We start from the raw sequence: 13,279 nt of genomic DNA, 5'->3' as shown, positions 1-13,279 counted from the left end.
GATTTGATTGGCAATTTTTGAAAAATTGTCTGATAGAACCCTTTTCGAACTTCAAGGAGTAGTGATGACATCCCTCTTGTCCCGAGTTCGCCAGCTGGCGAACGATAACGCGTTGCCACCCCATCTGCTGCAAACCCGTCAGTGGGAAGGGCCCCTGTGCCGGGTACGACTCGACAACACCGGCGCTGATGCCACCCCGGTTGAGCGCTGGGTGCTGTTTGACGGCAAGCTTGGCCTGCCGGTGGAGAGCGCCATCTATGGCGAAGGATTCCAGATGCTGGCCCAGACCATGGGTAGCTGGCAATTACCGCAACATGTCGGCCGTTGCCCCGATTCCAGCGTCTATCGCATAACCGATGACAATGGCTATCACACCATTCACAACCTGTTGCTGGTGGAGCATGGCAAGGGGTGGCTGCTGCTCGCCTTTGCCAGCTGCCACCGTTTTGGCGGGGAGTTTCGTCTCTATCCCGATGGCCGCTTGCAGATCCTGATGAACTGCGAAGGGCGAAAACTTGCAGCCGGTGAGCACTGGCAGAGCGAGGCGCTGATCTGCCTCGAAGGGGCTGAGCGCGAGGATCTGCTGGCCGAGTTGGCACGGCTGATCGAGGCCGAGCACGGCTCGCTGATCGGCAAGGTGAGTGAGCGCCCGAGCGGCTGGTGCTCCTGGTATCACTACTACGCCGAGGTAAGTGCTGCCGACATTCGCGAGAACCTGCAGGTGCGTGCCGAGCGTTTCCCGGTCCTGCGTTATGTGCAGATCGACGACGGCTATCAGGCCAAAATGGGCGATTGGCTCACACCATCGGCCAAGTTCGAGCAAGGCGTTGCTTCACTGGCTGCCGAGATCAAACAGGCTGGCTGCGAGCCCGCCCTCTGGGTCGCTCCTTTTATTGCAGAGCCCGGTTCACAGGTGTTTCAGGAGCACCCAGACTGGTTTGTGAAGGGGGATGACGGCCTGCCGTTGCCCTCCGAGCGGGTCACCTATGGCGGTTGGCGCTGCACCCCCTGGTATGTGCTGGACGGCACCCACCCCGAGGTGCAAGCGCACCTTGAGAAGGTGTTCCGTACCCTGCGCGAGCAGTGGGGCATCCACTACTTCAAGCTCGATGCCAACTTCTGGGGCGCTATCCACGGTGGCCGCTTCCACGATCCGGCCGCCACCCGGGTTGCAGCCTATCGACGCGGTATGGCGGCCATTGTGCGTGGTGCTGGTGAAGGTGCTTTCCTGCTCGGTTGCAACGCCCCCATCTGGCCAAGCCTTGGGCTGGTGCACGGCATGCGGGTGAGTGACGATGTGGAGCGCAATGGCCACCGCTATCGCCAGATCGCCCGTGAAGCCTTCTGCCGCGCCTGGCAGAACGACAAGCTCTGGGCCCTCGACCCCGACTGCATCTGTCTGCGGGATCTGCCGACCCAGCAGGCCAGCAAGGCTGAATACAGCTTCCATCTGGCAGCGCTGGTGGCGAGCGGCGGCATGATGCTGGCCGGTGATCGACTGCAGGATCTCGATGAGGAGCAGGCGGTGCAACTGCGCAAGCTGCTGGGTCTTTGTGCTGCTCGTGCACCCTCTGCCCGTTTCGAGTCGATGGACTTTGCCTGCGGCGAAGTAAGCCTGCCCGAGGGTGGTACTCTGCTCTGCCTGTTCAACTGGGAGGGGCAACCACAGGAGTTTCTGCTGCCGGAAGGGGGAACCGATTTTTGGCAGGGGCAGGCAGTCGGCACAACCGTGACCCTGCAAGGGGGCGAGGGGCGGGTGATCCACTACACCTGATCACAGCCTCACCATAAACAATTCAGGCTCCATCATGGAGCCTGAATTGTTTCAATTAGCGGTTATCAGTCACGTTTTTCAGTAACGCCACTCAAAACCAACGGCGTATTTGGCAGAGCCATAGCCCGGGATATCACTGCCGGAGGCGATCGCCTTGAGGGTTAGCAACGGGGTGATGGGCACCCCCAGACCAAAACCGATGGCCAGCTGATCATTGGGGTTCCCCATCAGATCGACCCGCATCACCCGATAAAGGGACATATCCTCGCTCAGGTGCATATAGGCTTGCGAAGCGCGGTTATAGACCTGACCAAACACCTCCAGCTGGAAACCTGACTGGGCGCTGATGGCCAGCGGTACCCCGACAAACTTGTAGAGATGCGAGCCGTTGAAGTAGCTGTTGGTGATCAGGGGCGTGAAATCAGTCTGCTGATAAAGGGAATTGAAGTTCTGTTCTACGATGCGATAGGTCTGCTCTGGCAGGCGAGCAAGATAGTCCGGCACATCGAACCGGTATGCGGCGTTGGCTGCCAGCGGCAGCAGGGCCAGTAATCCGAGCAGTGCGTGGTGACGAGGCATCAGCAAATGGCTTCCGTTCGGCCAAAAAGATCTCTTGCTTGGGAGACATCCGCTCAGGATGTTGCAAGATATTGGTTTTTGGGGAAATCCCCTTCGTCATTATGACCTGAAGAAGGGGACGGGCGGGAAGGATTTATTGTGAAACTACTCACAACTCATAAATCTTCCAGATAGTGGTAGAGACTCTTAAGAATCGCAAAGTTCCGTTCGTTACTCTGGTTCTGCTCGGCCAGCGCCTCGAGACGGGGCACGTAGTCCGGCAGACGGCGGCTGAAGTAGTCGCTGCAGTGCAGGCGCCAGCGTTTCTGCTCCGCTTCGCTCAAGGTGTGCGGCCAGTTGCGGGCGCGGTAGCGAAACAGCATCTCCGGCAGCCGGGCGTCGGTAAAGGCGAACTCCCGCTCACCCAGCAGATCCGCGGGGGTGGCACGCACCAGATCCATGGTGGACTTGTCGCCATGGCCAAAGAATCCGGCGTAGAGCTGGGTATCGGGGTCGCTCTCATTGTTGCCGGCGAACTCCTGATTGAACACCTCCACCAGTTTTTCCCGTACCTCGGGGTGGGCGCGCAGCAGATCCAGGCTCTTGCGGCACTGCTCCCGATCGATGCCGAGCTCGTCGGCGCGCTCCGCGGTCAGGGTGGCGGCCGGCGCCAGTACCGGGCACTTGTTGATGTGTACCAGTTTGACCGGAATGCCCGCCAGATCCCCCAGCTCCTCTTTCTTGGTGTAGAGGCGCTCGCGGATCTCCTCGCTCGTGAGCTCGATAAGCGGGGTGGGGTCGCGGGTCAGGTCCACCATGATCACCGCGTTCTGGTTGGTGGGGTGCCAGGCAAGTGGCGAGACCCAGCTTGCACAACCCTGCCAGGGGGAGAACATGCCGGAGACGTGCACCAGCGGCTTCATGGTCACCACGTCAATCAGCGCCTTCACCTTGTTTTTGTTACGCAGATCAAAGAGATAACCAAACAGCTTGGGTTGGGCTTTTTTCACCAGCTTGGCCATCTCGATGGTGGCCAGCACGTCCGAGAGTGCATCGTGAGCATTGGCGTGGGCGACGCCGTTGGCGACCGTCAGCTTCTCCAGCCGGAAACTCGGCTTGCCTTCATCGTCAAAGGCCCACTCTATCCCCTCCGGACGCAGGGCATAGCAGGCCCGCAGCATGTCGAGAATATCCCAGCGGGAGTTGCCATTCTGCCAACTGTAGGCATAGGGATCATAGAAGTTGCGATAGAGGGTGTAGCGGGTCACTTCATCATCGAAGCGGATGCTGTTGTAGCCCAGCACACAGGTATTCGGCGTGGCGAATTGCTCGTGGATCTGGCGAATGAAATCCGCCTCGCACAGCCCATCCTTCATCGCCTTTTGTGGCGTGATACCGGTAATGAGGCACGCCTCCGGATCTGGCAGGTAATCTGCCGGAGGCTTGCAATAGATGACCAGCGGCTCGCCAATGAGGTTGAAATCCGCATCGGTACGAATACCGGCAAACTGCGACGGCCTGTCCTTGGCGGGGCTGATGCCGAAGGTTTCGTAGTCGTGGAAATAGAATGTTGGCTCGTTGCCCGCGTGTGCTGTTTTGCTCATGTTGCTCGAGATGAGGTATCCGATGACGGCGGCTAGCGCCTGGGTGGGCGGTGCCAGGCACCACAATTGTGTGCATGGTAAACCATAGCGCAGGCAGAACGAAGGGCGAGCCGTGCAGGTGGCGGTTTATTGGGCGGTTGCTCCCGATATCTTATGCACTTCTGTCTGGCTCACCGGGACTATACGACCAATTTATCTCGTAGGATGCGATGATTTTTTATGACATCAAAATGTTAGCCTGGTCCCATATCCGCTGGTTATAAGGGGTATAACCAGCGTGTGACAGCGGGAGCCTTTAGACTGCAGGCCTCAAAACAGCAATTTTGCAGGTGGTGCAGTTATGGTGATTACTCAGGGTCCACAGTTCAACGGCAAGGCATCCAAGCGGATGCATGTGATGGCCAAACCTATCGGGGCCGTGTGTAACATCGACTGTACCTACTGCTACTACCTCAGCAAGCAGGATCTGCTGGAATACAAGAAGGGGTGTTCGCCCCAGATGGACGAGCAGACCCTTGAGACCTATATCCGCCAATATATCGAGGGGCAGAACACCCCCGAGATCATCTTCTCCTGGCAGGGGGGCGAGCCGACGTTGCTCGGGCTCGACTATTTTCGCAAGGTGGTTGAGTTGCAGCGCAAATACCAGCCGCAAGGGGTGGTGATCGCCAACGATCTGCAGACCAACGGAATCCTGCTCAACGATGAGTGGTGTGAATTTCTGGCCGCCAACAACTTTCTCATCGGTCTGAGCATCGATGGCCCCGAGCTGCTGCACAACGCCTATCGGGTCAACCGAGCCGGGCGCGGTACTTTCAATCAGGTGATGGCGGCGGTGGCGTTGCTGCATAAATACAAGGTGAAGTTTGCCACCCTGACCTGCGTGAACAACCTCACCAGCAAGAATGCGCTGGAGGTTTATCGCTTCCTGCGTGATGAGGTGAAGTCGCCCCAGATGCAGTTTATCCCTATCGTCGAGCAGAAGAGTTTTCGCACCACCGCGCCCCAGACCTGGCAACCGCAGGAGCAACTCAAGCAGGGGGACAAGCGCCTCAATCCCTGGCACAAAAATTCGGTGGTCGAGCCCTGGTGCGTCTCGGCCGAGGGGTGGGGGGATTTTCTCATCACCATTTTCGATGAGTGGGTGCAGCGGGATCTGGGACGGGTCTTCGTGCAATATTTCGAGGCGAGTGTCGAGACCTGGATGGGACGCAAGAACCCCCTCTGTACCTTGGGGGAGATCTGCGGCAAGGGGCTGGCGCTGGAGCCAAACGGCGATGCGTTTGCCTGTGACCACTATGTCTATCCCAAGTACAAGATCGGCAATATCCACCATCAGCCGCTCAGTGAGCTGGCGTATTCGCCCGCCCAGCAAGCCTTCGGCTTTGCCAAATCGCGCAGCCTAACCCGCCAATGCCAGCAGTGTGACTACCAGTTTGCCTGCTATGGGGAGTGCCCGAAGAACCGCTTCATTCGCACCCACGAAGGGGAGGCAGGTCTGAATTACCTCTGTGCCGGTTGGTACAAGTTTTTCAGCCATATCGATCAGTCGATGGCCTATATCCTGCGCCGTGCCGGTTATCCGGTGGCCCATGGCAAGTATAGTGATGCGGTGATGAATAACGGCGTCATGACACATGGTCAGAGGAAATAAGCGATGCAGAGCATGTTGAGTCGCCACGAGTTCCGTCACACCCGCTCCGGCACCATGGGCTCCTTGTGGCTGGCCCTTGGCATGACCCTGTCTGGCGCAGCGCTGGCGGTAGCCAGCCTTGAGCCGCCGGTCACCACATCAACGAATGAGGCCCCCACCGCATCCGTGGCGGCCAGTGCGCCCTCAGCCGCCCAGATCCAGCAGTGGGCCTACAGTGCGCAGGATATCTCTCTGCCAGAGGTGGAGCGGGCCGATGCCCTGCGCCAGCTGGCGGCTTATCCGAACCAGAACAGTCTGGTGGCGGTGGCCAGAAGCCTGCGTGATGAGCACGCATTGGTGCGCGAAGCGGCGGTGATTGCCGCCGATCCCTATCAGTTTGCGCACCGCTGGCGACTGCTCTCACCGCTGCTGGCTGACAGCAGTGCCGAGGTTCGCCGCGCCGCTACCCTCAATCTGGCTCGCGATTATGGCGCCATGAATGAGGGGCAACTGAGCGCCATTGGCCAGCCGCTGGCGGAGTTGAGCGAGTATCTCACCCGGCAGCAGGACCCTGCGCAACAGCTGTTGCAGGCAGATCTCTATCGCTGGACCCGGCAGTGGGACAAGGCGCAGGCAAGCTACGAGCAACTGCTGGCCAATCGGCCCGATAATCCCCTGGTCTGGCTTGGTCTCTCTGACAACTTGCGGGCTCAGCAACGGGATGCCGAGGCGCTGGTCTTGCTCAACAAGGGGATTCTTGCGCTGCCGCAGAATGCCAACCTCCATTACGCCAAGGCGCTGACCCAGGTACGCCTCGATCAGAAGAACGAAGCGGCAGTTACCATGGCACAGGCTGCGGAGCTCGCTGGCAATAACAGCTACTTCTGGTATCTCAACGGGGTGCTGCAAGAGCCGCTGGATCTCGAGAAAGCCATCGGTTCGTTCGAGCTGGCCTACCGGATCTCCGGCGCGCCGGAGCAGCTCTATGCGGTGTGCGATATCTACCTTCGCCACGATCACCCCAAGAGCGACGCCTGCATGAGTGAACTTGGCAAGATAGCGCCCCCCGAGGTGCTGGCCGAGCTCAATAGCAAGCGCGCGAGCAAGACGAGCACGCCGCCGGTTTCCGCTGGCCAGTGATGGCTGCCACTTATCTTACTGCACAGGTCAGGTTATGACGATCATACCGTTCAAATTCGCAATTCCGTTGCTGGCGACCACCCTGCTGGTGGCCGGCTGCACCCTCTCGGTCAAACAGGGCAACCAGCCGCTCCATCCGCTGCGACAGAAGATTGAAGCGGACATGGTGCTGGTGGAAGGGGGCCGTTTTGAGATGGGCTCCAACGACTCTGCCGCCAAAGCGAGCGAAGGGCCGCAGCATACGGTCTCGCTCAACAGCTTCTACATAGCAAAATTCGAGGTGACCCAAGCTCTGTTCGAAGCGGTGATGGGACCCTCCATCAGCTATTTCCAGGCACCGGATGTACCGGTCAACAACCTCAGCTGGCAACAGGCCAATCTGTTTGTGACAAGGCTCAATGAGTTGACCGGCGCTCACTACCGCCTGCCCACCGAAGCTGAGTGGGAGTATGCAGCCAAGGGGGGCAAGCTGAGTAAAGGTTATCGTTACAGCGGCTCCGATCAGATTGACGAAGTGGCCTGGTACAGCGGCAACGCCAAGAATCGCGCCTATCCGGTGGGGCTGAAAAAGCCCAACGAGCTGGGGCTATACGACATGACCGGCAATGTGGGGGAGTTTGTGGCTGATGCCTATGAAGAGACCTTCTATCGCCACAGTCCTCAAGAGAACCCGAACAATGCCCAGGAGAGCAAGAGCCACCTCGCCCATAAGTCGGTGCGAGGCGGCAGCTACGCCTATGAGGCTGAATTGTCTGAAAATTTCCGGCGTGATTTTGCCAGCCAGTCGGTGATGATGGCTGACATGGGATTGCGACTGGTGCGAGATGCCCGCTAGGGCTGATCGATGGAGGTGGTCAGCCCCAGCTCGCTGACCACTTCGAACAACTGCTGGCGCAGCCAGCGGTGGCCCGCCTCGGTGGTCCGGCTGGGGTGCCAGATGGCCGACAGGTTGAATACTGATTCCTCGAAGGGGAAGGGGAGTACCCGCACATCATACATGCCGGCAAAGGTATTTATGATGGAGGTGGGCAAAACCCCGATGATCTCGCTGCACGCAATGATGGGCAGCATCTCCATGGCGGTCGGCACCCGTACCACGATATTGCGGTTGGCCATTTGCGGCAGGTGCTCAGCGGTGATCATGCTGCCTCTGACCTGCCACTGGGCCAACGCCACATGCTCCTCGGTAAAATAGGCCTCCACCGTCAAGTTGCTGCCCAGTCGCGGGTGGTTGCTGGCACATACCACCTTCACCTGCTCCCCATAGAGCACCTCGCTCTTGAGCATGCTGCGCCCGCTCTGGGTCATGTCGATGATGAGATCATAACGCTGCATCCGCAGGTCACTCTCCATATCCTCGGTAAAGAGGGGATGCACCTCGAGCGAAATACCCGGGGCGTGTGCCCGGATCTTGCACAGCAGCGCCGGGACCAGTTGGGCGCTGATCAGTCTGACACAGGCTATGGAGAAGACTCGCTGGGAAGTACGTGGATTGAAAGTGCGCGAGGTCGAGAGGGTCGAGCTGAAGTTTTTCAGCGCGGCCGCCATCGCCGGATAGATGTCGATGGCAAACGAGGTGGGCTCCATCCCCACGACCTTGCGATTAAACAGAGGATCGCCGTAGATCTCCCGCAGTCGCTTGAGGGCCTTGCTGACGGCGGGTTGGCTGATCTCCATGCGTGTCGCCGCCCGGGAGAGGCTGCGCTCTTCATAGATGGCGACAAAGATCGGGATCAGGTTCAGCTCGGTACTTCGGATGTCTAACAAGAGAAGCCTCGTTACATGTTCGTGGAAAAATCACACTGCCTTGGCACTGCCGGGTAGCCGGAGGGGAGAACCTGCCACGCCAGTCAGGTGGCGTGGCAGCCAGCTGGTATCCCACTTTGGCAGTGTAATGAAGTGAGCAAAGTGGGACAACCAGTGCAGGGGTTGGTTGCTGCGTGGCGCACTTTATTTATCTGTTTGCGTTGCAGGATGATTGACCCGCTGAGGTCGGTTTGCCAGTCAGGGGGGTCAGTTCCGGCAGGGCCGCTTGCCAGCCGATGATGCGGCCCAACCGTGAACGGATGTTGCCAAGACTGGCGCCCCGTCGCCTTTGCAGGCGCACCAGCAGGTGCCAGCCCATCCTGAGCGCATCAGCCCGATCAAGGGGATCTTGCTGGAATACAACCTGTTGTTGCTGCCAAGCCGGATCGGAACTGACACGGCTAAGTTCCAGCCAACCCCTCTTGGCCCGCAGATAGCGATAGGCCAGTACCCGCACCGCCCCCCACTGCCTGCTCCAGATGGCGGCCCCATATTGCCAGCCGAGCGGACGAGGGTGGTGACGGTAGTAACGGGCCATAGCTAGGAGCGCCAGCACCAGCAGGGCTACACCACTGGCTACTCCAAGCAGCCGATGCCAGTAGGCCGCCAGCCAGGAGGCGGGAGTGTGGCGCACTTGCAGGGTCTGCCCAGGGAGGGTCAGGGTTTGCAGCTGGCCAGTCTGGCTGTTCCACCAGGCAAGCTCCAGCGCGGGCAGGGTCAACTCACCACCGCGCTGCACGATATAGGTAGTCTGATCTTCCCGTGTCGAGAGGTACTCCCCCCGATCCTGGGTATCGTTCAGTCGGGCTTGCGCCGGATAGGCCTGTACCCGCCCATCGCTTGCAAGCGGAGTGATCAGCGGCGGGATCAGCACCGAGAGGGTATCCTGCCCGCTGGCGGTCACGGTGCGGGTGATAGCATCCCCCACCCGCAGCTCGCCGTCAGCATGGTCATCCGCAGAGCGCTGCCAACGCTGGCTCAGGGTGAGATTACTGGCGCTAAGCCAACGCCCGCCGACCGTCAGGGCTGGGTCGGGCAGAGCGGCGGCAAAACGCTGAGTGTGGGTGGTAAGGGTGATCTGCCGGGAGCCCCCTTCAGGGCGCGCCACGGTGGCCCGTACCGCGATGGCGGGGATCTCGAACTGGCCGGATTGCTGGGGATAGAGCGTCAGCTCCCAGCGCTGATGTGACCAGGTCTCGCCATCGCGGCGCAGGGTGAAGTTGGTCGCCAGCTCGCTGCGCTGCTTGACCATGACCCCCGGCAGCTCGAACTGGCCGATGCGGGTACCCGCGGTAAACCAGCGGTTGGTCGCCAGCTCCAGATAGAGGGTGATCTGTTGGTTGACGGCATAGGGGCGCTTCTCCTCCCCCTGATCTTTCAACCAGCTCTTGAGGGTCACCTGAGTGGCGTCAGTCGCATCAGCGGCCTCGGCAGCCTGTGCTTCGACCGTGAGCAGCACGGCCCCGAGCAGGGTAGCGGTCGCCACATATCCGCACAGCCAGTGGCGGAGTTTATTGTGCCGGTTGCACATGGGTAGGCTCCTTGTGGGGGGCAGAACGAGGACGGACGGTTGCGCCCGTTTGCTGCGCTTGTAGCTGGAGGCGGAATTTGGCTTGCAGGAAGTCACCGGGATCAGACTCCACCCGGCGCAGCCACTTTTCGGCCTGCGCCGGATTGGCCAGGATCTGATCTGCGGTCAGGGTTTCGCGCGCCATCAGGGATGAAACCACAGTCTCTTCCGCCCCGTCGGCACTGCGTGGCTCATCATCGGGCAGTTCACTGGAGTGATCAGGTCCATCCGGCGTGCCGGTCTGGCTCTGACTGGCGCGGTTGATCTCGTCAACAATCCCGCTCATCACCTGATAGTTGTGGGCGGCTGATTGGCGCACGCTCGGGTCGCTGGCCTCGTCAGCCAGATTCCGGAACAGCCGGCGGGCGGCCAGATACTCACGCTGTCTGGCGAGGGCATTGCCGGCATAGAGCAGAGCCTGTTCTGAGTCGGCTTGCAGGAATGCTGACTGAGCCAGCGCAAACTCGGCGCCATAGTAGTAGGCCACCCCTTTGTAGAAGGGATCTTCATAGTGTTTAGCCGCCTCCAGATAGTCACCTTGCTGGAAGTACCACTGCCCCTGCTGATCCGGGGTGAGCCAGAGGTTGAACCACTGCTGTTTCAGCTCCTTTGCCCAGTGATTGATCGCAGGCTCTGTCGGCTCTACGGGCGCCAGCGAGAAGGTGGTGGCCTGCGCAGGCGTCGTCTGTAACAGGGAGAGACCGATGGCTGCCACCAGACCCCACTGCACCAGCCAGCCTTTGCGAAACCAGAGCAGCAGCAGGGCGACGACCGGAAAGAGCAGGTAGTAACCCATGTCTTGCCAGGGCATCAGGGAGTCGTTGTGGATCAAAAAGTTGCGTTCAATCCCCCGGTTGATGCGATCTACGTCGCCATTATCCACCGTCATGGTGAGCAGGGTGCCATTGCTGTCACTGGCCAGTCGCCGTAGTGAGGCAAGCTCCAGCGGGCGTTTGCCACTCAGGGCCGGGTCGCCAGCGGCCAGGATCAGCAACTGACGGGATTGACCACGGAAATAGTCAGCCAAGGGGGCGATGGCGGAGGGGCTGATGCCATCACTCACCAGCAAAACGGTGCTGCCAGTCTCATCGGCCAGAAGCTCGGTGAGCAGTGGGAGCACCTGTTCGGTGCGCTTGCCCGCTTTAGGCATGATCTCGGGACGGATGGCGGCGAGGATAGGGTCATAGACGGCATTATCACGGGTCAGCGGCATGGCGGTGTGGGCCGAGCCGGCAAAGACCACCAGCCCGTTGCGCCCGCCATCGCGGGTCGCCAGCAGATCGCTGATCTTCTGCTTGGCCCGCGTCAAGCGGTTGGGGGCGATATCCGTTTCCAGCATGGAGTCGCTGTTATCGAGCAGGATCAGCAGGGCGCCCTGATCTTCGCCAAAGGGGGAGGGTTCACGGCTCCAGGTCGGCCCTGCGCAGATCAGGATGGCGAGCCCCATCAGCAGCCCCAGCACCTTGAGGGGCAGGTTCTTTTTCCAGCCGGTTTCCCCCAGCGTCAGCGCCTCGCGCAGATGGGGCGGCAGCCGCTGTTGCCAGTTGTTCGCTTCATCTATGTGCCAGCGCAGCAGCAGAATGGCGACAAGGGGGAGCAAGGCCAGCAGCCACCAGGGGCGCAGAAAGTGGGCATTCAGCCAGAGCTGTTGCCAGTAGAGAGGATCCATCATGGCGTGTCTCCTGAGAGAGCAGTGCGCAGGCGGTTGCGCCTGAGGGTCAACAGGGAAATGAGAGTGAGATAGAGGTCGACGCTGACGGCGATGAGGTAATGGTGCAGGCTTTTGCGAGTCTGAAAGCGGGTGCTTTCGTAGCGTTGTGGCTCCAGCTCACCGATCACCTGATAGGCGCGCGTCAGCTGCGCCTCATCAAGAGCCTGAAACAACTGGCCGCCGGTCAGGGTCGCCAACTGTTGCAGGGTATCGAGATCGAGTGCCTGTTCGCCGACGGTGGCCGGATCCCCCATGGCGATAGTATGCAGCCGCACACCTTTGACCGCGGCTACCCGGGCCGCATCCCGCGGGCTGACAAAACTGCCGGTGTCGTTGCCATCGGTAAGGATAATGGCGACTTTCTCCCGCTTGGCGCTGTTCTGGTCTAGTTGCCCGTGGCGATCACTGTTGTTGAATACTTTGATTGCCAGACCGATGGCATCCCCCAGATGGGTGCTCTGGCCTGCCATGGCGACATCGGTCTCCTGCAGCAGGGTTTGCCAGGTGTCGAGATCGGCGGTAAACGGCGCCTGGAGAAAGGCGGCATCCCCAAACAGGATGAGTCCGAGTCGATCTCCTTCGCGCGTTGCAGCAAATTGTTTAAGCACCTCTTTGGCGGCGTCGAGCCGACTGAGGGACTTGCCGGGGTCGGGGGAGAAGTCGGTCTCGGCCATGGAGCCGGAGAGATCCAGCACTATCATCACATCCCGCCCGAACCGCTCGCGCACCTGAGGCGGGCCATAGATGGTGGGCTTGGCCAGCGCCAGCACCGCTAACAGCCAAACGGTGATCAGGGCGATCCGCTGCCACCAGCTGGCAGTTAGCTGGGTTGCCCCCTCACGCGGCGGTTCATCCAGCAGGTCGATCAGCAGATCGAAGAAGGGCACCTTGATGACACTCTGCCGGGTGCGATAGGCCGGAATAAGGCGAAACACCAGCAACGGCAGGGGTAGCAGCCAGAAACAGTGGGGGTGGGCAAACTCGAGACCGGCATCAAGCATGATGGGCCTCCGTCGCCAACGAGGCTGCTTGTATTGGAGTCTGGTGGTGGGCAAGCCAGTCGTTGCAGAGGGAAACGAGGCAGAGCTGATCACTCACGCTTAGCACCACCTGATCACAGACCAGCGATACCAGCCAGCGCTCCCCCAGTTCGGTCGCGAAACGGGGCTGCCTATCAGCCATGGCATTGTCGAGGGTCTGCAGCAACGCCATGCCAAACAGCTTGCCGTACCGGGGATCCAGGTGGGTCAACACCTGCTTGATCAGGTGAAACAGCGCCAGACTAGCCCCGGCATCAGACCAGTTGATCGTGCGCAGGGCCGCCTGCGCTTCACGGCGGTAACGCTGTTGCCACCAGCGCTGTGCCCGGTGATAGAGCCAGAGCAGCGCCAGCAGCAGCCAGCCTGCGGTTTGCGGTTGCCAGCTGATGGTGGGTGGTACGGTCACGTCTGCAATTCGCGCAGCATATAGGTGCCGGGCAGCT

At 60.2% G+C, this 13,279-nt stretch carries 11 protein-coding genes; 4 read left to right on the top strand and 7 right to left on the bottom strand.

What is annotated here, in order from left to right:
- Positions 1 to 64 precede the first annotated feature (64 nt).
- On the top strand, positions 65 to 1,774 hold the full coding sequence (locus ACTG2B_RS10915; RefSeq protein ID WP_439995746.1) for a glycoside hydrolase family 36 protein: 1,710 nt from the start codon (positions 65 to 67) through the stop codon (positions 1,772 to 1,774).
- A 78-nt stretch (positions 1,775 to 1,852) separates the two neighbouring features.
- Here the strand turns inward: ACTG2B_RS10915 and ACTG2B_RS10910 are convergent, their stop codons facing one another.
- Positions 1,853 to 2,353: a hypothetical protein gene (locus tag ACTG2B_RS10910; protein WP_005333277.1), complete on the bottom strand. Its 501-nt coding sequence runs from the start codon at positions 2,351 to 2,353 to the stop codon at positions 1,853 to 1,855.
- Positions 2,354 to 2,508: 155 nt separating this feature from the next.
- Entirely contained in the window at positions 2,509 to 3,936 is a 1,428-nt protein-coding gene (sbcB, locus tag ACTG2B_RS10905; RefSeq protein WP_270656905.1) for an exodeoxyribonuclease I, read from the bottom strand.
- Between the two features lie 340 nt (positions 3,937 to 4,276).
- Between sbcB and ACTG2B_RS10900 the strand changes: the two genes are divergently transcribed.
- The 3 genes from ACTG2B_RS10900 to ACTG2B_RS10890 are packed head-to-tail and all read left to right on the top strand — an operon-like array spanning position 4,277 to position 7,544.
- The gene (locus ACTG2B_RS10900; protein ID WP_439995744.1) at positions 4,277 to 5,590 is read left to right on the top strand and encodes an anaerobic sulfatase maturase; all 1,314 of its coding nucleotides are present in this window, start codon (positions 4,277 to 4,279) and stop codon (positions 5,588 to 5,590) included.
- 3 nt (positions 5,591 to 5,593) lie between these two features.
- Positions 5,594 to 6,709, top strand: a complete 1,116-nt coding sequence (locus ACTG2B_RS10895) for a tetratricopeptide repeat protein (protein ID WP_439995743.1) — start codon at positions 5,594 to 5,596, stop codon at positions 6,707 to 6,709.
- A gap of 34 nt (positions 6,710 to 6,743) precedes the next feature.
- Positions 6,744 to 7,544, top strand: coding sequence for a formylglycine-generating enzyme family protein (locus ACTG2B_RS10890; RefSeq protein ID WP_439995741.1), 801 nt, complete (start codon positions 6,744 to 6,746; stop codon positions 7,542 to 7,544).
- On the opposite strand, the gene ACTG2B_RS10885 is transcribed toward ACTG2B_RS10890, so the two are convergent.
- The 5 genes from ACTG2B_RS10885 to ACTG2B_RS10865 form a co-directional block, all read right to left on the bottom strand.
- On the bottom strand, positions 7,541 to 8,476 hold the full coding sequence (locus ACTG2B_RS10885) for a LysR family transcriptional regulator (protein WP_439995740.1): 936 nt from the start codon (positions 8,474 to 8,476) through the stop codon (positions 7,541 to 7,543). The two genes, ACTG2B_RS10890 and ACTG2B_RS10885, sit on opposite strands and share 4 nt — an antisense overlap.
- Positions 8,477 to 8,663: 187 nt before the next feature.
- On the bottom strand, positions 8,664 to 10,046 hold the full coding sequence (locus ACTG2B_RS10880; protein WP_439995738.1) for a BatD family protein: 1,383 nt from the start codon (positions 10,044 to 10,046) through the stop codon (positions 8,664 to 8,666).
- Positions 10,027 to 11,757: a VWA domain-containing protein gene (locus ACTG2B_RS10875; RefSeq protein WP_439995736.1), complete on the bottom strand. Its 1,731-nt coding sequence runs from the start codon at positions 11,755 to 11,757 to the stop codon at positions 10,027 to 10,029. Before ACTG2B_RS10875 ends, ACTG2B_RS10880 begins: the two co-directional genes overlap by 20 nt.
- Entirely contained in the window at positions 11,754 to 12,797 is a 1,044-nt protein-coding gene (locus ACTG2B_RS10870; protein ID WP_439995734.1) for a vWA domain-containing protein, read from the bottom strand. The genes ACTG2B_RS10875 and ACTG2B_RS10870 overlap by 4 nt, the downstream gene beginning before the upstream one ends.
- Positions 12,790 to 13,242 (bottom strand): DUF4381 family protein, encoded by a 453-nt coding sequence (locus tag ACTG2B_RS10865; RefSeq protein ID WP_439995733.1) that lies wholly within the window; start codon positions 13,240 to 13,242, stop codon positions 12,790 to 12,792. The genes ACTG2B_RS10870 and ACTG2B_RS10865 overlap by 8 nt, the downstream gene beginning before the upstream one ends.
- Between the last annotated feature and the right edge of the window lie 37 nt (positions 13,243 to 13,279).

It is taken from the genome of Aeromonas sp. 30P, from assembly GCF_051919805.1.
Lineage (GTDB): Bacteria > Pseudomonadota > Gammaproteobacteria > Enterobacterales > Aeromonadaceae > Aeromonas > Aeromonas veronii.
The sequence above is the reverse complement of the archived record's forward strand: the minus strand, read 5'-3'. Positions and strand labels throughout refer to the sequence as shown.

What these genes read in the sequence shown, in the direction of transcription:
- ACTG2B_RS10875 (WP_439995736.1), bottom strand. Translation starts at nt 11,757, where the DNA reads ATGATGGATCCTCTCTACTGGCAACAGCTCTGGCTGAATGCCCACTTT.
- ACTG2B_RS10915 (WP_439995746.1), top strand. Translation starts at nt 65, where the DNA reads ATGACATCCCTCTTGTCCCGAGTTCGCCAGCTGGCGAACGATAACGCG.
- ACTG2B_RS10880 (WP_439995738.1), bottom strand. Translation starts at nt 10,046, where the DNA reads ATGTGCAACCGGCACAATAAACTCCGCCACTGGCTGTGCGGATATGTG.
- ACTG2B_RS10895 (WP_439995743.1), top strand. Translation starts at nt 5,594, where the DNA reads ATGCAGAGCATGTTGAGTCGCCACGAGTTCCGTCACACCCGCTCCGGC.
- ACTG2B_RS10910 (WP_005333277.1), bottom strand. Translation starts at nt 2,353, where the DNA reads ATGCCTCGTCACCACGCACTGCTCGGATTACTGGCCCTGCTGCCGCTG.
- ACTG2B_RS10900 (WP_439995744.1), top strand. Translation starts at nt 4,277, where the DNA reads ATGGTGATTACTCAGGGTCCACAGTTCAACGGCAAGGCATCCAAGCGG.
- sbcB (WP_270656905.1), bottom strand. Translation starts at nt 3,936, where the DNA reads ATGAGCAAAACAGCACACGCGGGCAACGAGCCAACATTCTATTTCCAC.
- ACTG2B_RS10870 (WP_439995734.1), bottom strand. Translation starts at nt 12,797, where the DNA reads ATGCTTGATGCCGGTCTCGAGTTTGCCCACCCCCACTGTTTCTGGCTG.
- ACTG2B_RS10890 (WP_439995741.1), top strand. Translation starts at nt 6,744, where the DNA reads ATGACGATCATACCGTTCAAATTCGCAATTCCGTTGCTGGCGACCACC.